The sequence below is a fragment of the Micromonospora sp. NPDC047762 genome (assembly GCF_043204655.1).
In the GTDB taxonomy this organism is placed as follows: domain Bacteria; phylum Actinomycetota; class Actinomycetes; order Mycobacteriales; family Micromonosporaceae; genus Micromonospora.
Genome location: NZ_JBIDCQ010000003.1, coordinates 484,370 through 502,179 on the forward strand (window position 1 = coordinate 484,370; position 17,810 = coordinate 502,179).

19 protein-coding genes are annotated in these 17,810 nt (G+C 71.8%); 13 read left to right on the plus strand and 6 right to left on the minus strand.

What is annotated here, in order from left to right; all coding sequences use genetic code 11:
- Window positions 1-13 precede the first annotated feature (13 nt).
- The 7 genes from ACGF3C_RS13020 to ACGF3C_RS13050 all read left to right on the plus strand — a co-directional run bounded on the left by ACGF3C_RS13020 (window position 14) and on the right by ACGF3C_RS13050 (window position 4,533).
- A complete protein-coding gene (locus ACGF3C_RS13020; RefSeq protein ID WP_357202615.1) occupies window positions 14-379 on the plus strand; it encodes a hypothetical protein in 366 nt (121 codons plus the stop codon).
- Between the two features lie 58 nt (window positions 380-437).
- Complete coding sequence (locus ACGF3C_RS13025; protein WP_357232713.1) at window positions 438-1,259, plus strand: DUF1206 domain-containing protein; 822 nt, start codon at window positions 438-440, stop codon at window positions 1,257-1,259.
- An 84-nt stretch (window positions 1,260-1,343) separates the two neighbouring features.
- The gene (locus ACGF3C_RS13030) at window positions 1,344-2,531 is read left to right on the plus strand and encodes a mechanosensitive ion channel family protein (RefSeq protein WP_393221608.1); all 1,188 of its coding nucleotides are present in this window, start codon (window positions 1,344-1,346) and stop codon (window positions 2,529-2,531) included.
- A gap of 436 nt (window positions 2,532-2,967) precedes the next feature.
- Window positions 2,968-3,402 carry a phage holin family protein gene (locus ACGF3C_RS13035; RefSeq protein ID WP_030338239.1) on the plus strand — a complete coding sequence of 145 codons (435 nt, stop codon included), beginning with the start codon at window positions 2,968-2,970 and terminating at the stop codon, window positions 3,400-3,402.
- Window positions 3,399-3,773 (plus strand): DUF3618 domain-containing protein, encoded by a 375-nt coding sequence (locus ACGF3C_RS13040; RefSeq protein ID WP_357232709.1) that lies wholly within the window; start codon window positions 3,399-3,401, stop codon window positions 3,771-3,773. Before ACGF3C_RS13035 ends, ACGF3C_RS13040 begins: the two co-directional genes overlap by 4 nt.
- Complete coding sequence (locus tag ACGF3C_RS13045) at window positions 3,770-4,042, plus strand: DUF4235 domain-containing protein (RefSeq protein ID WP_357202603.1); 273 nt, start codon at window positions 3,770-3,772, stop codon at window positions 4,040-4,042. The genes ACGF3C_RS13040 and ACGF3C_RS13045 overlap by 4 nt, the downstream gene beginning before the upstream one ends.
- A gap of 287 nt (window positions 4,043-4,329) precedes the next feature.
- The gene (locus tag ACGF3C_RS13050; protein WP_030338233.1) at window positions 4,330-4,533 is read left to right on the plus strand and encodes a cold-shock protein; all 204 of its coding nucleotides are present in this window, start codon (window positions 4,330-4,332) and stop codon (window positions 4,531-4,533) included.
- Window positions 4,534-4,653: 120 nt separating this feature from the next.
- On the opposite strand, the gene ACGF3C_RS13055 is transcribed toward ACGF3C_RS13050, so the two are convergent.
- Window positions 4,654-4,845 carry a hypothetical protein gene (locus ACGF3C_RS13055; RefSeq protein WP_357235836.1) on the minus strand — a complete coding sequence of 64 codons (192 nt, stop codon included), beginning with the start codon at window positions 4,843-4,845 and terminating at the stop codon, window positions 4,654-4,656.
- Between the two features lie 88 nt (window positions 4,846-4,933).
- Window positions 4,934-5,917 (minus strand): aldo/keto reductase, encoded by a 984-nt coding sequence (locus ACGF3C_RS13060; RefSeq protein ID WP_393221613.1) that lies wholly within the window; start codon window positions 5,915-5,917, stop codon window positions 4,934-4,936.
- Window positions 5,918-6,000: 83 nt separating this feature from the next.
- Between ACGF3C_RS13060 and ACGF3C_RS13065 the strand changes: the two genes are divergently transcribed.
- The gene (locus tag ACGF3C_RS13065; protein ID WP_357233418.1) at window positions 6,001-6,795 is read left to right on the plus strand and encodes a trans-aconitate 2-methyltransferase; all 795 of its coding nucleotides are present in this window, start codon (window positions 6,001-6,003) and stop codon (window positions 6,793-6,795) included.
- A complete protein-coding gene (locus ACGF3C_RS13070) occupies window positions 6,792-7,814 on the plus strand; it encodes an adenosine deaminase (RefSeq protein ID WP_357233420.1) in 1,023 nt (340 codons plus the stop codon). Before ACGF3C_RS13065 ends, ACGF3C_RS13070 begins: the two co-directional genes overlap by 4 nt.
- Window positions 7,815-8,065: 251 nt before the next feature.
- Here the strand turns inward: ACGF3C_RS13070 and ACGF3C_RS13075 are convergent, their stop codons facing one another.
- Together ACGF3C_RS13075 and ACGF3C_RS13080 are read right to left on the minus strand one after the other, a co-directional pair.
- Window positions 8,066-9,469 carry a HAMP domain-containing sensor histidine kinase gene (locus tag ACGF3C_RS13075; protein ID WP_355007253.1) on the minus strand — a complete coding sequence of 468 codons (1,404 nt, stop codon included), beginning with the start codon at window positions 9,467-9,469 and terminating at the stop codon, window positions 8,066-8,068.
- A 29-nt stretch (window positions 9,470-9,498) separates the two neighbouring features.
- Complete coding sequence (locus tag ACGF3C_RS13080) at window positions 9,499-10,188, minus strand: response regulator transcription factor (protein ID WP_091401712.1); 690 nt, start codon at window positions 10,186-10,188, stop codon at window positions 9,499-9,501.
- A 73-nt stretch (window positions 10,189-10,261) separates the two neighbouring features.
- Between ACGF3C_RS13080 and ACGF3C_RS13085 the strand changes: the two genes are divergently transcribed.
- Window positions 10,262-11,182: an ADP-ribosylglycohydrolase family protein gene (locus ACGF3C_RS13085; RefSeq protein ID WP_393221618.1), complete on the plus strand. Its 921-nt coding sequence runs from the start codon at window positions 10,262-10,264 to the stop codon at window positions 11,180-11,182.
- 158 nt (window positions 11,183-11,340) lie between these two features.
- On the opposite strand, the gene ACGF3C_RS13090 is transcribed toward ACGF3C_RS13085, so the two are convergent.
- Window positions 11,341-12,372, minus strand: a complete 1,032-nt coding sequence (locus ACGF3C_RS13090) for a DUF1775 domain-containing protein (RefSeq protein WP_393221621.1) — start codon at window positions 12,370-12,372, stop codon at window positions 11,341-11,343.
- Window positions 12,373-12,560: 188 nt separating this feature from the next.
- Between ACGF3C_RS13090 and thrS the strand changes: the two genes are divergently transcribed.
- Window positions 12,561-14,570: a threonine--tRNA ligase gene (gene thrS, locus ACGF3C_RS13095; protein WP_355007256.1), complete on the plus strand. Its 2,010-nt coding sequence runs from the start codon at window positions 12,561-12,563 to the stop codon at window positions 14,568-14,570.
- A 283-nt stretch (window positions 14,571-14,853) separates the two neighbouring features.
- On the opposite strand, the gene ACGF3C_RS13100 is transcribed toward thrS, so the two are convergent.
- Entirely contained in the window at window positions 14,854-15,594 is a 741-nt protein-coding gene (locus tag ACGF3C_RS13100) for a D-Ala-D-Ala carboxypeptidase family metallohydrolase (RefSeq protein WP_393221624.1), read from the minus strand.
- 164 nt (window positions 15,595-15,758) lie between these two features.
- Between ACGF3C_RS13100 and ACGF3C_RS13105 the strand changes: the two genes are divergently transcribed.
- On the plus strand, window positions 15,759-16,271 hold the full coding sequence (locus tag ACGF3C_RS13105; protein ID WP_357235289.1) for an HIT domain-containing protein: 513 nt from the start codon (window positions 15,759-15,761) through the stop codon (window positions 16,269-16,271).
- Window positions 16,272-16,430: 159 nt separating this feature from the next.
- Entirely contained in the window at window positions 16,431-17,489 is a 1,059-nt protein-coding gene (locus ACGF3C_RS13110) for an aldo/keto reductase (RefSeq protein WP_393221627.1), read from the plus strand.
- Window positions 17,490-17,810 lie beyond the last annotated feature (321 nt).

Sequence of the window (17,810 nt, forward strand, 5' to 3'; positions counted from 1 at the left end):
TACTCTTGGCGAGGTGACGAACAGACCCGCCACCTTGCCCATTCCCCCCGTCCGCCGCGCCGCCGGTCTCTTCGCCGGTCTGGCGCTCGGCCTCGCCGTGCTCGCCGGGTGCAGCTCCCAGGGCGCCTCCACCGACTGCGCGCTGGACGCCTGCACCGTCACCTTCGAGCGGGGTGTCGACGCGAGGACAACCATCCTGGGCGTCGAGGCCAAGCTGGTCGGCGCCGAGGGTGACCAGGTGACCGTCGAGGTCGCCGGTGAGCAGCTCACCCTCACCACCGGCCAGCAGGCCGCAGAGGCCGGCGGCTTCGCGGTCACCCTGGACAGCGTGACCGATCAGCAGGTCAAGATTCGCGTATCGCGCAACCCGGGCAGCTGATCTCGCGGGCGGCGGTGGCCGACGTTTGGGAATCTTCAGAATCGGAGATTGTGACGCCATGTCACTCACCCGTAGCGCCGAAGCCACCGCCTCCCGTACGGCGGACAGCCGGTGGTTGGAACTCCTCGCCCGGGCCGGCTTCATCGGCTACGGCGTCGTCCACCTCCTCTTCGCCTGGTTGGCGTTGCAGATCGCGTTCGGTACGTCGTCCGACGACGGCGACCAGTCCGGCGCGCTGCGTACCCTCTCCGCACAGCCCCTCGGCAAGTTCCTGGTCATCGCCGTCGCGGTCGGCCTGCTCGCGATGGCGATCTGGCAGGCGCTGGAGGCGGCGGTCGGGCACCGCGCCGAGCGCGGCAAGGAGCGGGTCATGGAACGGGTCGCCTCGACCGGCCGGACCATCGTCTACCTCTACTTCGCCTGGACCGCCTTCAAGGTCTTCAAGGACGCGGGGTCCAACAGCGCCGACCAGCAGGAGGCGTTGACCGGCAAGCTGATGACCTCGACCGGTGGCCGCTGGCTGGTCGGCCTGGCTGGGCTGGTGCTCGCCGCCATCGGTGTCGGCCTGGTGATCTACGGCGCGCTCAAGAAGTTCGAGAAGCACCTGAAGACCGGCGAGATGAGCCCGAAGACCCGCCAGCTCGCCCGCCGCCTGGGCATGGCCGGATACATCGCCAAGGGCGTCGCCTACGGCATCGCCGGTCTGCTGGTCATCGTGGCGGCGGTGAACTACGACCCGGAGAAGGCCCGTGGTCTGGACGCCGCGCTGCACACCCTGCAGGAGCAGTCGTACGGCACGTTCCTGCTGACCCTGGTCGCCCTCGGCATCGCCGCCTTCGGCGTCTACTGCTTCCTCCAGTCCCGGTACCGCAAGGTCTGAGCTGGTCGATTCTGAGGATGACGGGCACTCTTGGGCTTTTGCCCGGAGTGCCCGTCGTTTGATCGAAGGGAAGCAACCGAAGCCGTGCAGAACTATTTCGAAACGGCCGTCGCCGCGCTCGTCGCGGCGGCGGTCGCCCTGTTCCTGGTCGAGCTCGTCCACCGGTTGACCCGGCGGTTCGGCCGCGGGTCACTGCTGTTGACCGAGTTGACCGACCACGCGCACCGCCCGTTCCAGGTCGCCGCGACGGTCCTGGCCGTGCAGTTCGCCGTCCGCTTCAGCACCGGGTACGCGGTCGGCGAGAGCTGGCGCCGACTCCTGCTGCACCTGCTCATCCTCGGCGTCATCGCCACAGTGGCCTGGCTGGTCGCCTGCCTGCTGGTCGTCGTGGAGGACACCGCGCTGGCCCGGTTCCGGGTCGACGTACCGGACAACCGGCACGCCCGACGGGTACGGACGCAGGTGGTGATGCTCCGCCGACTGACGATCGCGGTGATCGTCATCCTGGCCGTCGGCGTGATGCTGATGACGTTCCCCAGCGTGCGGGGCATCGGCGCCGGTGTGCTGACCTCGGCCGGTGTGGTCGGTGTGGTGGCCGCGCTCGCCGCACAGAGCCTGCTCGGCAACGTCTTCGCCGGCCTCCAGCTCGCCTTCAGCGATGCCGTCCGGCTCGACGACGTCGTCGTTGTCGAGGGGGAGTGGGGCCGCATCGAGGAGCTGACTCTCAGCTACGTCGTCGTGCAGATCTGGGACGACCGTCGGCTGATCCTGCCCACCTCGTACTTCACCAGCAAGCCGTTCCAGAACTGGACCCGGACGGAGGCGGCGGTGCTCGGCACCGCCGAGTTCGACGTCGACTGGGCGGTGCCCGTGCAGACCATGCGCGAGGAGCTGCGCCGCCTCGTCGAGGGCACCGAACTGTGGGACGGCCGGGTCTGCGTCCTGCAGGTCACCGACGCCACCGGCGGGACGGTCCGGTTGCGCGCGCTGGTCAGCGCCGCCGACGCCGGCAGCCTGTGGGACCTGCGCTGTCTCGTCCGGGAGCACCTGGTCGCCTGGATCCGGGACAACCGCCCGACCGCGATGCCGCGGCTCCGCACCGAGCTGGGCGACGCCAACAGCAACCTGTCCTGGCAGTGGGTGCAGCCGAGGCGGCCGGCCCGCCGCCTGTCCGACACCGAGGCGCCCGACGACGCCCGTGTCTTCGGTGGCAGCGACGACGGCGACGCCCGAAGCGAGGCCTTCGTAGGCCCCGAAGAGACCCGCCCCTGACACCCCACCCGCCCCGCCCTGCCCTGCCCTGCCCTGCCCTGCAAGATCGTGCAACTTCCTGGTTGTAGTGGCCTCCATCCCCGTCGAGGCCACTACAACCAGGATCGAGCGCGACCTTGCGCGACAGACCTCGACGATCATGGAGTTGACGGGTGGGCGCGCCTGGTTTGTCCCCGCCAACCTCATGATCACCGCTGCGGTAGGGGTGGGGTGGGAGCAGGGGGAGGGGAGAGGGGGTGGGTGGTTGGTTTCGGAGGTTTGGTTGGGCTTGGGTGGGGGATGTGCTGCCTGACGTCTCTGGCGTGATCGTGGCGGCTGGCGGCGGATCAGCGGCGCGGCGTCCGGACAAGCGGGACGGTGAGCTGGCTGGCGCGCTTTAGGATTGACGAGCGACGACTTCGGGCATACAGCGCGGTGATGAGGAAAGGAGGACAGCATGGCTGACGTGGCGAAAGCCCGCACATCCCAGAATGGGAGCGAGCCCTCCACCGCCGAGCTGGTGCAGCGGGCCACCGAGCAGATCTCCCGCCTCGTACGGGACGAACTGACGCTGGCCCGAGCGGAGTTGACCCAGAAGGGTAAGCACGCGGGCATCGGGATCGGCCTGTTCGGCGGCGGTGGCGCGCTCGCCTTCTTCGGTCTGGGTGCGCTGGTCGCCACGGCGATCCTGTTGCTCGACCTGGTGTTGCCCGCCTGGGCGGCGGCGCTGATCGTGGCGGTGGCGTGTTTCCTGGTGGCCGGCATCCTGGCCCTGGTGGGCAAGAAGCAGGTCAGCCGTGCTGTCCCGCCGGTGCCGGCGGCCACGGTCCGTAGCCTCCGGGCAGACATGGACACCGTCACCGCCGCGGTGAAGGACAGGGGGCGGCAATGACCGGTAACGGGACCGGCGACACGGAGGCCCTCCGCGAGGAGATCCGTCGCACCCGGGTCGAGTTGGGCGAGACGATGGAGGCGTTGGCCGCCAAGGCCGACGTCAAGGCGCGTCTCAAGGAGTCCGCCGAGCAGGCCAAGGAGCGGATGCGGGAGCAGGCGGCGCAGACCGTCGCTCGGGTCCGCGGACAGGCCGCGCGTGGCGCCGGAATGGCGCGGGCGCAGGCATACGAAAAGGGCGGCTTGGTACGCGCACAGGCGTACGACAAGAGCGAGTTGGTGCGCCGAAACCCGGTGCCGTGGGCGGCCATCGCGGCCGGCGCGGTGGCCACCGTGGTGGTGCTGATGATCGTGCGGGGGAGGCGTCGGTGAGCAAGAAAATCGGCAGGGTCGCGTACCGGCCGGTCGGCGTGTTGTTGGGTATCGCCGCGGGCACGGTGGCCGGGGCGATCTTCCGGCAGGTCTGGAAGGTCACCGCGGGCGACGGTGAGGCGCCCAACGCGACCGACGAGGATCGTGGCTGGGGCGAGATCCTGGCCGCCGCGGCGTTGCAGGGGGCCATCTTCGCTGTCGTCCGGGCCGCCGTGGACCGGGGTGGCGCGGTCGGGGTACGCCGGATGACCGGCAGTTGGCCGGACTGACCAGCAGCGACTTCAGCCCCCTTCCCGCATCGATGGGAAGGGGGCTTTCGCATGGCATCGCACGCCGCCCAGCGCGCCTGAGGCATCCGTCAGGTCACATGTCGGAGAAATTCGTCGGAGAGGTCGTGACAGACTTTTTACCTCCGTGATTTGCTGGTCCCCGCTGTTGCGAGATGGCGTGGGTTGAGAGAAGTCTCCTTCGTGGGGCCGCCTCAGGCACCGCTGCTCAAAAACGGCCAATCGGCCGGACGGCGTGCACGGCCGCCAGTTTTTCGAGGGAGATACACATGGCTCAGGGAACCGTGAAGTGGTTCAACGCTGACAAGGGCTTCGGCTTCATCACCGTCGATGGTGGGGGTGCTGACGTGTTCGTCCACTTCTCGGCCATCCAGACCAGCGGCTACCGCTCGCTGGAGGAGAACCAGCGGGTGGAGTTCGAGATTGCTCAGGGTCAGAAGGGCCCGCAGGCTGAGCAGGTCCGTCCCATCTGAGTAGGACGGCCGGCCCCCGCCGGCCAGTGGGACGACCCGGCTCACGGGTCACGGTAAAGCCCCGCATCCGGTTGGGATGCGGGGCTTTCGCCTGCTCAGGCTCGCCGCTGCGGCGAGCGGTCAGCGTCGACGCGAGCGCAGGCCGAGCCAGAGCACGACCAGCCCGGCCACCGTCACGATCGGGCCGATCACCGCCCAGATCTTCTCGTCGGTCATCACGCTGCCACTGACGTAGCCGAGGCCCTGGACAGTCCACACCGCACCGATCACCACGGCCAGCAGGCCGAGGGTGAGCGGAAGCCAACCTCTCATCGCGTCCCCTCTCCGCCGCCCGGGGCGGCGCGCCGCCGTCCAGCATCGCTGGCCGGATGGCGTGACGCGAGCACCCCGGGCGCGCGGGTCACCACCGGTCGTGCACCTGCGGGCGGATCAGCTCGTCGTAGGTGTCGCGGACGGCTGCCAACTGCTCATCGGTGAGCGGGGACAGGTCCGCCGCGGCGGCGTTGCGTCGGGCCTGGTCGGCGTCGCGGGCACCGGGGATGACCACTGTGACGCCCGGCTGGTCCAACACCCAGCGCAGGGCGAACTGCGCCATCGTGCGGTCCGCGTCGACGAGTGGGGCCAGCCGGCGTACGGCGGCCAGACCTCGATCGAAGTCGACCCCGGAGAACGTCTCGCCGACGTCGAAGGCGGCACCGTGCCGGTTGTAGTTGCGGTGGTCGTCGGCGGGGAACTCGGTGTGCTCGTCGTAGCGGCCGGAGAGCAGGCCACTGGCGAGCGGCACGCGGGCGATGATGCCGACGCCGGCTGCCGCCGCGGCCGGCAGCACCTGCTCCAGGGGCTTGTGGCGGACCGCGTTGAGGATGATCTGGACGCTCGCCACCCCCGGTCGGGCGATCGCGGTGAGGGCCTGGTCGCAGGTCTCGACGCTGACTCCGTACCCGGCGATGGCCTTCTCGGCGACGAGGGTGTCCAGACCGTCGAAGACCTCGTCGGAGGCGAAGACCTCGGTGGGCGGGCAGTGCAACTGGACCAGGTCCAGGGTGTCCATGCCCAGGTTGGCCCGGGAGCGGTCGGTCCACTGCCGGAAGTTGGCCAGGGTGTACGCCTCCGGCCGCTGCTCGACGCGGCGGCCCATCTTGGTGGCGACGGTCAGCCCGGCGTCGGGTCGGGTGCGCAGGAAGCGGCCGATCAGCTGCTCGCTGCGGCCGTCGCCGTACACGTCGGCGGTGTCGAGGAAGGTGACCCCGGCGTCCACGGCGGCGGCGAGCACCGCCATCGCGTCGTCCTCGCTGACGGTGCCCCAGTCGGCGCCGAGTTGCCACGCGCCCAGGCCGACCGCGCCAACGGTCCGGCCGAGCCGGTTGAAGCTGCGCTGTTCCATGCCCCGAGCCTAGTGATCGGGTTGCCACCCTGCCACGCGAGCCGTACTGTCAGCAGTACGTACGTACGGTTTGGGAGGCGACCATGTGGGACCCGACGACCTACCTGCGCTTCGGCAACGAGCGATCCCGGCCGTTTCACGACCTTCTCGCCCGGATCCCGGCCGAGCGCCCCCGGGCGGTGGTCGACCTCGGCTGTGGCTCCGGCCAGCTCACCGCCGTCCTCGCCGAGCGCTGGCCGAGTAGCCGGGTGCGCGGCCTCGACTCCTCAGCCGAGATGATCGAGCGGGCCGAGACCCTCGGCGCGCCGGTCGACTTCGCGGTCGCCGACCTGCGCGACTGGCGTCCGACCGGCGACGACGACGTGGTGGTCAGCAACGCGGCCCTGCAGTGGGTTCCCGGCCACCAGGAGCTGCTGCGCCGCTGGGCCACCGATCTGCCCGCCGGCGCCTGGCTCGCCATGCAGGTCCCCGGCAACTTCGCCGCCGACTCGCACCGCGCCCTGCGGGAGGTCGCCGACCGGCCGACCTGGCGGGCCGAGGTCGCCCCGCTGCTGCGCGCGGACCCGGTCGACGACCCGGCCGACTACGCGGCATTACTGACCGCCGTCGGCTGCGCGGTGGACGCCTGGGAGACTACCTACGTGCACCTGCTGCCGGCTCGACCCGCCGCCGAGCACCCGGTGCTGGCCTGGATGGAGGGCACCGCGCTGCGCCCGGTCCGGGCGGCACTGGACGCAGCCGGCTGGTCCGCCTTCCGGGCCGAGCTGGGAGTACGGCTCACCGCGGCGTACCCGGTGCGGCAGGGTCAGGTGTACTTCCCGTTCCGCCGCGTCTTCGTCGTCGCCCGCACCGGCGACCATGCCCAGGAGAATCCGTGACCGACCTGTCCACCTTCATCGCCGGCCTGCCCAAGGTGGAGCTGCACGTGCACCACGTCGGCTCCGCCCTGCCCCGGACCGTCGCCGAGTTGGCGGCGCGCCACGAGGGGCGCACTCCCGTGCCGGCCGACCCGGACGCGCTCGCCAGCTACTTCGAGTTCCGCGACTTCGCGCACTTCGTCGAGGTCTACCTGAGCGTCGTGGATCTCATCCGCGACCCGGAAGACGTCTGGATCCTCACCCACGAGGTGGCCCGCGAACTGGCCCGCCAACAGGTCCGGTACGCGGAGCTGACCATCACCCCGTACTCGCACGTCCGACGGGGCATTCCCGCGCCGGCGTTCTGCGAGGCCATCGAGGACGCCCGCAGGCGCGCCCTGACCGACTTCGGCATCGAGCTGCGCTGGTGCTTCGACATCCCCGGCGAGGCCGGCCTGCCGGCAGCCGAGCAGACGCTGCGCATCGCGCTGGACGAGCGCCCGGACGGGCTGGTCAGCTTCGGTCTGGGCGGCCCGGAGATCGGCGTACCCCGACCGCAGTTCCGGCCCTACTTCGACCAGGCCCGCGCCGCCGGGCTGCGCTCGGTGCCGCACGCCGGGGAGACCACCGGGCCGCAGACCGTCTGGGACGCGCTGAACGAGTTGGGTGCCGAGCGGATCGGGCACGGCATCTCCGCCGCGCAGGACCCGCAGCTGCTCGCGTACCTGGCCGAGCGGCAGATCGGGATGGAGGTCTGCCCGACGTCCAACGTGCGGACCCGGGCGGTGGCCACCCTCGACGAGCACCCGCTGCGTCAGCTCGTCGACGCCGGGCTGCTGGTCACCATCAACTCCGACGACCCGCCGATGTTCGGCACCACCCTCAACGACGAGTACGCGGTGGCCGCCCGCCTGCTCGGTGTCGGTGCCGAGGGCCTGGCCGGGCTTGCCCGCAACGCGGTGACCGCGTCCTTCCTGGACGCCGCCGGCCAGCAGCGGATCCTCGCCGAGATCGACGCGTACCTCGGCACCGCCGGCTGAGCTGGACGGCCGCTCGGGTGCCGGCCGGGCCGGTTGGTTGAGCAGGGCGCGCGGCGGGAGCGTGGGTGTGGGGGGACCTGTGACTCCCGCCGCGCGCGCGGCTCCACCGGCCGTGGGTGCGTGGTGCGCTCGGCCGGTGGAACTGGTGGGTTCGTGCCCTGAATCCTGTCAGCCCACGACCGATCCAACGCGGTCGTTAACCGCGATCTAAGGAAGACTTGCGCCGGCGCACAGCCCCGGGCCCGGCCGGGTCAGTCGTCGGTGGGGCGCTGGCGGGGCCAGCGACGTGCGGTGGCCTTCGTGTCCCGGGCGTCGCGGGCCATCCGACCGACCAGACCGAAGCGGCTGACCTGCCGGGGCGTCGCCTCCGGGTCGGCGAGCAGCATCACCACACTGGCCCCGCCCAGCCGGGCGCGGTCGATGCTCACCGAGCCGTTGGCCTGCAACGCGACCCGCTTGGCGATGTCCAGCCCGAGCCCGGTCGAGCCCTGGTCACTGGCGCCGCGGCGCAGCGCGCGGTCCGGGTTGGCGATGCCGGGGCCGGCGTCGTCGATCCGGATCGCCACGTAACCGTCGCGCCGGGACACCGCCACCTCGAACGCGGTGCCCTGCGGGGTGTAGCGGAAGACGTTGCCGATGACCGCGTCCAGCGCGGCGGCCAGTTCGGCCCGCGGCACCGGTGCCGGGATGCGCAGCTGGGCGCCGTTGACCCGGTGCGGCCGGTTCTGGTCGCCGGCCAACGCCGCCCAGAACACCATCCGGTCCCGGACCACCTCGCTGACGTCGCACATCGCCGGCCCGGCCTCGAGTGCCACCGTCTTGCGGGTGGTCTTGATCAGGACGTCGATCTCACCCTCCAGGGTGACGATCGCCTGCCGGATCCGCCGGATCCCACGCAGCCGGTCCAACTCCGCCGGGCTGAACGAACCCACGCTGGTGTCGTCGGACTCCAACGCCTCCGCGTCCAACCGCAGCACCGTCAACGGGGTACGCAGACGATGCGACAGGTCGGCCACCAACTCCCGCTCGTCGGTGCGGGCGGCGTCCAGGCGGTCCGCCATCCGGTTGAAGGCGTACCCGGCCTCGGCCAGCTCGCGCGGACCGGTCGGCTCGACGCGTACGCCGAGGTCGCCGTCGCCGATGGAGAGCGCGGCCTTGACCAGACCGCGGGTGGAGTCCACCGCGCGGGCGGCGACCCGGTCGACCACCAGCACCGCCGCGCCGGCCATCGCCGCGCCGACAGCGAACAGCAGCAACCAGGTGCCGCCGGCGCCCTCGCCCAGCGTCGACTCCGGAAGGAACACCTCGACCACTGCCGTCCGGTCACCGAGCACCACCGGGTCGAGCCGGGCCACACCCCCGTCGACGTCGACGACGAGCGACTGGCGTTCGGAGCGGGCCCGGTCCAGGTCGCTGCCGCTGGCCCGACCAGCGGATTCGTCCAACCCCAACCCGTGCACCACGGGCCGGGTGGGTGCGCCCTCGGCGCTGGCCACCATGGCACGCTCGACGACCGCCGGGTCGGTGCTGACCGCCAGCGCGCCGGTCACCAGCGCGCTGCGCCGGGCCGCGTCGGCGATCGCCTCGTCCCGGCTCTGCTCGCGCAGGCTGAGCCCGAGCGGGATCAGGAACGCGAGCGCGACGAGACTGCACATGCCGGCCGTGAGCAGGGCCAGCGCCGTCCTCAGTCCGGTGCCACCAGCCGGAATCCGACCCCCCGCACGGTGCGCAGGTAGCGCGGCTTCGCCGCGGACTCGCCCATCTTTCTGCGGAGCCAGTACAGGTGAACGTCGATTGTCTGATCCTCGCCGACCGATGGCTGCCGCCATACCTCCTCCAAGAGTTCCCGGCGGGACACTACCCGCCCAGGTCGTGCGGCGAGATACGCCAGCAGGTCGAATTCCTTGCGGGTCAGCGCCAGCGGCTCCCCGTCGAGCTGGGCGCTGCGCTCGCCCACGTCCACCCGCAGCCCGCCGACGCTGTGCACGGCGGGCTGCACGGACCGACTGGCCCGGCCGGCCCGGCGCAGCACTGTGGTGATGCGGGCATCCAGGTGTGCGCCGGTGAACGGCTTGACCATGTAGTCGTCGGCGCCGGCGCGCAGCAGCTTGACCACCGACTGCTCGTCGTCGCGGGCGGTGGCGATGATGATCGGAACGTCGGTGATGCCGCGCAACATCCGCAGCGCGTCCGAGCCGTCCAGGTCGGGTAGGCCGAGGTCGAGCACCACCAGGTCGGGTGTCTCCGCGGCCACCCGACGCAGGGCGTCCAACGCCGTACCCACGGCGTGCACGGCATGCCCCCGGTCGGTGAGGGACCGCAGCATCGCGCCGCGTACGACGTGATCGTCTTCGACCAGGAGCACGGAGGCCACGACAAGACCGTACTTGGCCTGGCAAGTTGATCGCGTTGCGGCGTGCCTGGCGACCGGGCAAGCTGGTACGACGATGTCGTTCACCCTGTTCGCCGATGCCCGCCTGGCGCTCGCCCGGGACAGCCTCGCCGGTCTCTCCACCGGTGACGCGCTCGGCGCGCAGTACTTCCTGCCGGTGCCGGCGCCAGTGGATCTCGCCGCCGACGCGCTGCCGCCGGTGCCCTGGGAATGGACCGACGACACCGAGATGGCCTGCTCGGTCTTCGCCCAGTTGGCCGACTCCGCCGGCATCGACCGGGACCGGCTGGCCCTCTCCTTCGCGCAGCGATGCACCGAGCGACGAGGCTACGGCGCGGGCGCGATGCTCATCCTGGGGCTGATCCGCGCCGGCACCCCGTGGCCGCTGGCCGCCGCCTCCGCCTTCGACGGGCAGGGCTCCTGCGGCAATGGCGCGGCGATGCGGGTCGGCCCGCTGGGCGCGTACTTCGCCGACTCGACAGCGCGCGCCGCGGCACAGGCGCGCGCGTCCGCCGAGGTGACGCACGCGCACCCGGAGGGGATCGCCGGGGCGGTCGCTGTCGCCGTCGCCGCCGCGCTGGCCGCCCGGGCCCGCCTCGACGGACACCGGCCGGCCCCGGAGCGGCTCCTCGCCGGGATCGCCGCCGCGCTCGACCCGGGCACCGAGGTGCATCGGGGCGTACACCGGGCGGCCGGGCTGCTCGGCCGGCCGTTGCCCCGGGTGGTGGCGGAGCTCGGCAACGGCTCCCGGGTGACCGCCCAGGACACCGTCGGGTTCACCCTCTGGGTGGCCGCCACCCACCTCGACGACTATCCGGCGGCCATCGAGACGTGCGTACGGGCCGGTGGTGACGTGGACACCACGGCGGCCATCGCCGGAGCGGTGGTGGCGGCGCACACCGGCGTCGGCACCCCCGGCGGAGTGCCCGCGCAGTGGCTGGCCGCCCGCGAACCGTTACCTACCTGGCTGCCCTGAGCACCCGGGGTTGCCCTGGCCAGCCGGGGGTTGCCCCTGCGCGGGCTGCCCTGAGCTGGCGCCGCACTGAGCCTGGGCTGCCCGCGATCAACTCGGTTTCCTGCAAATCGGGCCGTCCGGGCGGCGGGGATGCCACGGTTTCCGGGAACCCGAGTGGATCAACGCGATGCCGCGGAGACAGCGGGCTGCGGGTCGGCGGGCTGCGGGTCGGCGGGCTGCGGGTCGGTCGGCGTCCGGTCGGCGGACTCCGCGGTCTCGTCCGCGTGGCCAGTTGTCTCGGTGAGCGTCGTGGCGTCGCCCGCGCGGCCACCCGCCGTGGAGGGCTTTGTGGTCTTGTCCGCGCGGCCGGTTATCTCGGCCAGGGTCGCGGCCGCATCGGGCGTCGCGGCCTCGTCCGGGTCGCCGGTCACCTCGGCGAGCGCGGTGGCCTCTCCCGGGTCGCGTCGGCGCCACCGGCTGAGCAACCAGCCGATCGCCGCGCCGCCGCCCAGGCCGGCGAGCAGGCCGGCGGCCAGCAACCCGTCGGCACTGCCCTCGTCCGCGCCGCCCGATCGGGCCGGCGGTGCCGCGTCCGCATTGTTGTCCGGAGCCTCGGGCACGCCGGCCGCCGGGCCGCCGTGACCGCCGCCGTGCGCGGCCGGACCCGCCGCGCCGGGCGCCGCCGGCAGCAGGGTCAGCGCCGGGGCCCGGTGCGGACCGGTGGCGTCCGCCCACCGGACCACAGTGCCATCGGCGTACGTCTGGACGACCTCGAAGGTGAGCCGCTCGGCCTGCGGCATCGGCCCCATGGAGAGCGCCAACCGAGCCGGCCCCGGGTCGCTCGCACCGACCCGGACCCAGGTCACCGCGGTCGTCACAGTGCTCACCCCGGAGGAGTGGATGCCGGGCAGCGGCTTGTCCAGGGTGCGGGAGCTGAGCCGGGGCGCCCAGCCGTCCACCGACATGGGGTAGACCTCGGCGATCGGCGCGTCGGCCGGCAGCCGTACCTCGATCTGCTTGGTCCTCGTGCCGGCCCGCTCCTCCGGAACGCTGAACTCCAGCCGTACCGCCTCGCCCTGCCGGGCCTCGGTCGGGGTGGTCGTCACGTCTGCCGCGTACGCCGTGCCAGGCCAGAGCAGCAGCCCAGCGGCGGTCACCGCGGTCGCCGCCACGATCCGCCGCCGACGGCCACCGCCGTACGTGCTCGCCATGTCGTGCCCCCATCCGTGTCGGCGTGGCCGGTTCCGGTTTCCGGCCACACCTTCTAGTTCGGCTGCGAGGCGCGAAAGGTTCAACGTCGGCGGTAAGGAGGTGCCCTTCCCGGTCGGGGGCGGGGCGACCGATAGCATCGGCAGGAGCCGAGGATCGGCACCGTTTCGTACCACTTGGAGGAGTCACCGTGTCCGCACCCCGTACCCCCGCCGTGGCCGACCCCGTCGTCGTCGCCGCCGGGACCACGGCGGCCGACGCGGTGGCCGCAGCCGGACTGCCCGCGAACGGTCCCAAGGCGATCGTCGTGGTCCGCGACCCGCAGGGCCAGCTGCGCGACCTGGACTGGGCGCCGGCCGAGGAGACCGTCGTCGAGCCGGTCACCCTGGATTCGCCCGACGGGCTCAACGTGCTGCGCCACTCCACCGCGCACGTCCTCGCCCAGGCCGTGCAGGACATCTTCCCCGAGGCCAAGCTGGGCATCGGCCCGCCCATCGAGAACGGCTTCTACTACGACTTCGACGTCGACAAGCCGTTCCAGCCCGATGACCTCAGCAAGCTCGAGAAGCGCATGCAGGAGATCATCAAGTCCGGGCAGCGGTTCCGTCGCCGCCGCTTCGGCAGCCTGGACGAGGCGCGCTCCGAGCTGGCCGACGAGCCGTTCAAGCTGGAGTTGATCGAGGTCAAGGGCGAGGGCCTGGACACCGACGAGGTGATGGAGGTGGGCGGCGGCGAGCTGACCATCTACGACAACCTCGACGCCAAGGAGGACAAGGTCTGCTGGTCGGACCTGTGCCGGGGCCCGCACCTGCCGACCACCCGACTGATCGGCGCGTTCAAGCTGATGCGCTCCGCCGCCGCGTACTGGCGGGGGTCGGAGAAGAACCCCCAACTGCAGCGGGTGTACGGCACCGCGTGGCCGACCCGCGACGAGCTCAAGGCGTACCTGAAGCTGTTGGAGGAGGCCGCCCGGCGCGACCACCGCAAGCTCGGCGCGGACCTCGACCTGTTCAGCTTCCCCGACGAGATCGGCTCCGGCCTGGCGGTCTTCCACCCCAAGGGCGGCATCATCCGCCGCGAGATGGAGCACTACTCGCGGCGGCGGCACGAGGAGGCGGGGTACGAGTTCGTCAACACCCCGCACATCACCAAGGCGCAGCTGTTCCAGACCTCCGGTCACCTGCCGTACTACGCGGACACCATGTTCCCGCCCATGCAGCTGGAGGGCGCGGACTACTACCTCAAGGCGATGAACTGCCCGATGCACAACCTGATCTTCAGGTCGCGCGGGCGGTCGTACCGGGAGCTGCCGCTGCGGATGTTCGAGTTCGGCACCGTCTACCGGTACGAGAAGTCCGGTGTCGTGCACGGCCTCACCCGGGTCCGCGGCCTGACCCAGGACGACTCGCACATCTACTGCACCCGTGAGCAGATGGCCGGCGAGCTGTCCACGCTGCTCAGCTTCGTGCTCGACCTGCTGCGCGACTACGGCCTGGACGACTTCTACCTGGAGCTGTCGACCCGGGACGACTCGCCCAAGTTCATCGGGGCCGACGAGGACTGGGCCGAGGCCACCGAGGCGCTGCGGACCGCCGCCGCGACCTCCGGCCTGGACCTGGTTCCCGACCCGGGCGGCGCGGCGTTCTACGGGCCGAAGATCTCCGTGCAGGCCCGTGACGCCATCGGCCGGACCTGGCAGATGTCCACCATCCAGGTCGACTTCAACCAGCCGGAGCGGTTCGCGTTGGAGTACCAGGCCGCCGACGGTAGCCGGCAGCGGCCCGTGATGATCCACCGTGCGCTGTTCGGGTCGATCGAGCGGTTCTTCGGGGTGCTCACCGAGCACTACGCGGGCGCGTTCCCGGCCTGGCTCGCGCCGGTGCAGGTGGTGGGCATCCCGATCCGCGAGGACCACACCGACTACCTGCACGGCTTTGTCGCGGCGCTGCGTGCCGAGGGCATCCGGGCCCAGGTGGACGCGGGTGACGACCGGATGCAGAAGAAGATCCGGACGGCGCAGCAGCAGAAGATCCCGTTCATGGTGATCGCCGGTGACGACGACGTGGCCGCCGGCACGGTGTCCTTCCGCTACCGCGACGGCTCGCAGCGCAACGGGGTGCCGGTCGCCGAGGCGGTGACCCACGTGCTGGACGTGGTCAGCTCACGGACCAACATCGGCCCGTCCGCCGCGGCGGAGTAACGGGACCACGGCGCGGCGCGGTCCGTCCGCACGGTGCGGTCCGCGTGGTCTGCGTGGCGCGGCCGTCCGCGCGGTCTGCGTGGCGCGGCCGTCCGCGCGGTCTGCGTGGCGCGGCCGTCCGCGCGGTCTGCGTGGCGCGGCCCGCCCGCCCGCCGCATGATCGTGCTCGATCCAGGAAGTAGTGGCCTCCCCGGTGCGGGAGGCCACTACTTCCATGTTCGGGCGCGATCTTCGCCGGGAAGCCGGCGCGGGAGGGACCGGCGCGGGAGGTCGGCGTGGGGTGTCAGATGCCGCAGTTCGGCGCTGACCAGCCTCCGACCGCCGCCACGTGGGTGTGGTCGTTGTGATCGGGATAGCCGGGGCCGAGGATCTGCCCGAAGCCGTGGTTGCGGGCCTGCTGCGCCAATCGGCAGAACGACGGGGAGCCGACCAGGTCCACCCCGTCGCCGTACAGGTGTCGGCTGTTCGACGCTCCGCCGACGGCGCTGTTGCAGGCGTAGCTGCGGAAGCTGCTGCTGATCGCGATGGCCACGTCGCCGAGGGCGTGCCGCATGGCCTGGAGTTTCCACATCGAGACGAGCGCGTTGAACCGGGCGGTGCTCGCCGAGACCGCACCGCCGGACCAGTCGCTGTTGCACTTGTTCAGCTCGGGGTAGCTGAAGTTGGCCGGGGTGCAGTCGTCGTCCTGGAGGGCGTAGAGCCGGTTGAACGTCTGGGGGCCGGCGATGCCGTCGGCGGGCAGCCCGTACGCCTGCTGGAAGCGGATCACCGCCGATCGGGTGGCCGGGCCGTACGCGCCGTCGAGGGTGAGCACCGCGCCGTAGCCGGGGTAGCCGGCGACCCGGATCTGGAGTTGCCGGACATCCTCGCCGGACGCCCCCTGGGACAGGGTGCGTCCCCAGGTGTAGCAGCCGTCCGCCTGGGCCGCGCCGGCAGTGAGGGTGACGCCGGCCACTGTGGTGGCGGCGGTCATCGCCAGTGCCGCGAGGAATCTGCCGAGCCGTCGGTACATGTAGCCCTCCATTAATTCATGGAAGTACGTGGATGGATGGAAGTTTCATGCCTTCGCCTTGATCCGTCAAGAACTTGCAATGCCGGGTTTCCCTACGGCGGGTGTCGCGGCATGCCTGCGGGGCTCCGTAGGATCGGCTCGTGACAGGGGTGGAACGGCACACGGACAGTGACGGCATGGCGGACGGTCTGGAGCGGCTCTGGACGCCGCACCGCATGACCTACATCTCCGGCGAGGACCGCCCGGCCGAGGGCTACGAGAAGCCCACCGGCTGTCCCTTCTGCCGGGGGCCGAAGCTGCCGCCGGGGGAGAGCCTGGTGGTGGCCCGGGGTGAGCACGTGTTCGTGGTGCTCAACCTCTACCCGTACAACCCGGGGCACCTGCTGGTCTGCCCCTACCGTCACGTCGCCGACTACACGGACCTGGACGTGCCGGAGACCACCGAGCTGGCGTCGTACACCCAGACCGCGATGCGGGTGATCCGCAAGGTCAGCAACGCCCACGGCTTCAACCTGGGCATGAACCAGGGCGGGGTGGCCGGCGCCGGCATCGCCGCTCACCTGCACCAGCACGTGGTGCCGCGCTGGGGCGGCGACGCGAACTTCATGCCGGTGATCGGCCGCACCAAGGTCCTGCCGCAGCTGCTCGGCGACACCCGGGACCTGTTCGCCCGCGCCTGGCCGTCCTGACCGTCGCCGCCGGCCGCGCCGCGGATGATCACTGCGCCGATGTCGACCCCGAGCCGTCGTACACGTTGATCATGCCGCACCGTGACCGTCCCCGTGCGCCCGCGTGTCCGCCCGCCGATCTGCTACGCCCCGGTCCGCCGAAGGTGGCACGATCGGCCGATGGCAGTCACGACACGGGTGTTGGGGCGCAGCGGCATCGAGGTCAGCGCCCTCGGCATGGGGTGCTGGGCGATCGGCGGGCCCTGGGCGGAGGGCGCCCAGCCACTGGGCTGGGGCGCTGTCGACGACGACGAGTCGGTGCGGGCGGTACGCCGGGCACTCGAACTGGGCATCACCCTCTTCGACACCGCCGACACGTACGGGGCCGGGCACGGTGAGCGGGTGCTCGGCCGCGCGCTCGCCGGTCGCCGCGACGACGCCGTGATCGCCACCAAGTGGGGTTACACCTTCGACGAGGCCGCTCGGCAGGCCACCGGCGAGGACGCGTCGCCCGGGTACCTGCGCAGTGCCGTGACCGCCTCACTGCGCCGGCTGGGCACCGACCGGATCGACCTCTATCAGCTGCACCTGGCCGATCTGTCGGTGCCGAGGGCGCAGGCGCTGATTGGGACCTGCGAGGACCTGGTGGCCGAGGGCCTGATCCGCGCGTACGGGTGGAGCACCGACCGCACCGACCGGGCTGCCGCGTTCGGGCACGCCGCCGCCGGTGCCACCGCGGTGCAACACGCCCTGTCGGTGCTACGCGACGCACCCGAGCTGCTCGCCGTCTGCGACAAGTACGACCTGGCCAGCGTCAACCGGGGCCCGCTCGGGATGGGGCTGCTCACCGGCAAGTACACGGCCGCGTCGACGCTGCCCCGCGACGACGTACGCGGACTGGCTCCGGGCTGGTTGGAGTGGTTCCGGGGTGGCCGGCCGGCACCGGAGTGGCTGCGGCGGGTCGGCGCGGTCCGAGCCGCGCTCACCGCCGACGGGCGCACCCTCGCCCAGGGCGCGTTGGGCTGGATCTGGGCGCGCAGCGGCCGCACCATCCCGATCCCGGGCTGCCGTACGGTCGCCCAGGTCGAGGAGAACGCCGCCGCGCTGCACCGGGGCCCACTGCCGGCGGACCAGTTCGTCGAGGTGGAACGTCAGCTCGCCGCCGTCCGCACCGCAGCCCTGCGCGACGCCGACCGCCCCCACTGGCCCCGCCCCATCCACCCCACAGTCCACCCGTAACAGCCCACCCACGCCCGCACCCACGGCGCAGCGCGTGCTGCGCCGTGCTGCCTCGTGCTGCGCCGTGCCGCCCGGCCCTGCGCCGCCTAGCGCTGCCCTGTGCCGCCCCCTTCCGCTCAGTTCCGCCCTGCGCCGCTCCGCCCGCGTCGATCAAGGGGTTGTGGTGCCTCACAAACCGGGCACCAAGCAACCTTTCGCCCACCACAACTGCATGATCGACCCGTTGACCGCTTCAACTTCCGCCGATCTTGCACTTACTGCGGGTACTTATGCCGCAGTAGCGACATATCGGCAACCGGAAGTGCAAGATCGCTGGGGCAG

What these genes read in the sequence shown, in the direction of transcription:
- ACGF3C_RS13025 (WP_357232713.1), top strand. Translation starts at nt 438, where the DNA reads ATGTCACTCACCCGTAGCGCCGAAGCCACCGCCTCCCGTACGGCGGAC.
- ACGF3C_RS13035 (WP_030338239.1), top strand. Translation starts at nt 2,968, where the DNA reads ATGGCTGACGTGGCGAAAGCCCGCACATCCCAGAATGGGAGCGAGCCC.
- ACGF3C_RS13040 (WP_357232709.1), top strand. Translation starts at nt 3,399, where the DNA reads ATGACCGGTAACGGGACCGGCGACACGGAGGCCCTCCGCGAGGAGATC.
- ACGF3C_RS13050 (WP_030338233.1), top strand. Translation starts at nt 4,330, where the DNA reads ATGGCTCAGGGAACCGTGAAGTGGTTCAACGCTGACAAGGGCTTCGGC.
- ACGF3C_RS13055 (WP_357235836.1), bottom strand. Translation starts at nt 4,845, where the DNA reads ATGAGAGGTTGGCTTCCGCTCACCCTCGGCCTGCTGGCCGTGGTGATC.
- ACGF3C_RS13060 (WP_393221613.1), bottom strand. Translation starts at nt 5,917, where the DNA reads ATGGAACAGCGCAGCTTCAACCGGCTCGGCCGGACCGTTGGCGCGGTC.
- ACGF3C_RS13065 (WP_357233418.1), top strand. Translation starts at nt 6,001, where the DNA reads ATGTGGGACCCGACGACCTACCTGCGCTTCGGCAACGAGCGATCCCGG.
- ACGF3C_RS13075 (WP_355007253.1), bottom strand. Translation starts at nt 9,469, where the DNA reads ATGTGCAGTCTCGTCGCGCTCGCGTTCCTGATCCCGCTCGGGCTCAGC.
- ACGF3C_RS13085 (WP_393221618.1), top strand. Translation starts at nt 10,262, where the DNA reads ATGTCGTTCACCCTGTTCGCCGATGCCCGCCTGGCGCTCGCCCGGGAC.
- ACGF3C_RS13090 (WP_393221621.1), bottom strand. Translation starts at nt 12,372, where the DNA reads ATGGCGAGCACGTACGGCGGTGGCCGTCGGCGGCGGATCGTGGCGGCG.
- ACGF3C_RS13100 (WP_393221624.1), bottom strand. Translation starts at nt 15,594, where the DNA reads ATGGAGGGCTACATGTACCGACGGCTCGGCAGATTCCTCGCGGCACTG.
- ACGF3C_RS13105 (WP_357235289.1), top strand. Translation starts at nt 15,759, where the DNA reads ATGGCGGACGGTCTGGAGCGGCTCTGGACGCCGCACCGCATGACCTAC.
- ACGF3C_RS13110 (WP_393221627.1), top strand. Translation starts at nt 16,431, where the DNA reads ATGGCAGTCACGACACGGGTGTTGGGGCGCAGCGGCATCGAGGTCAGC.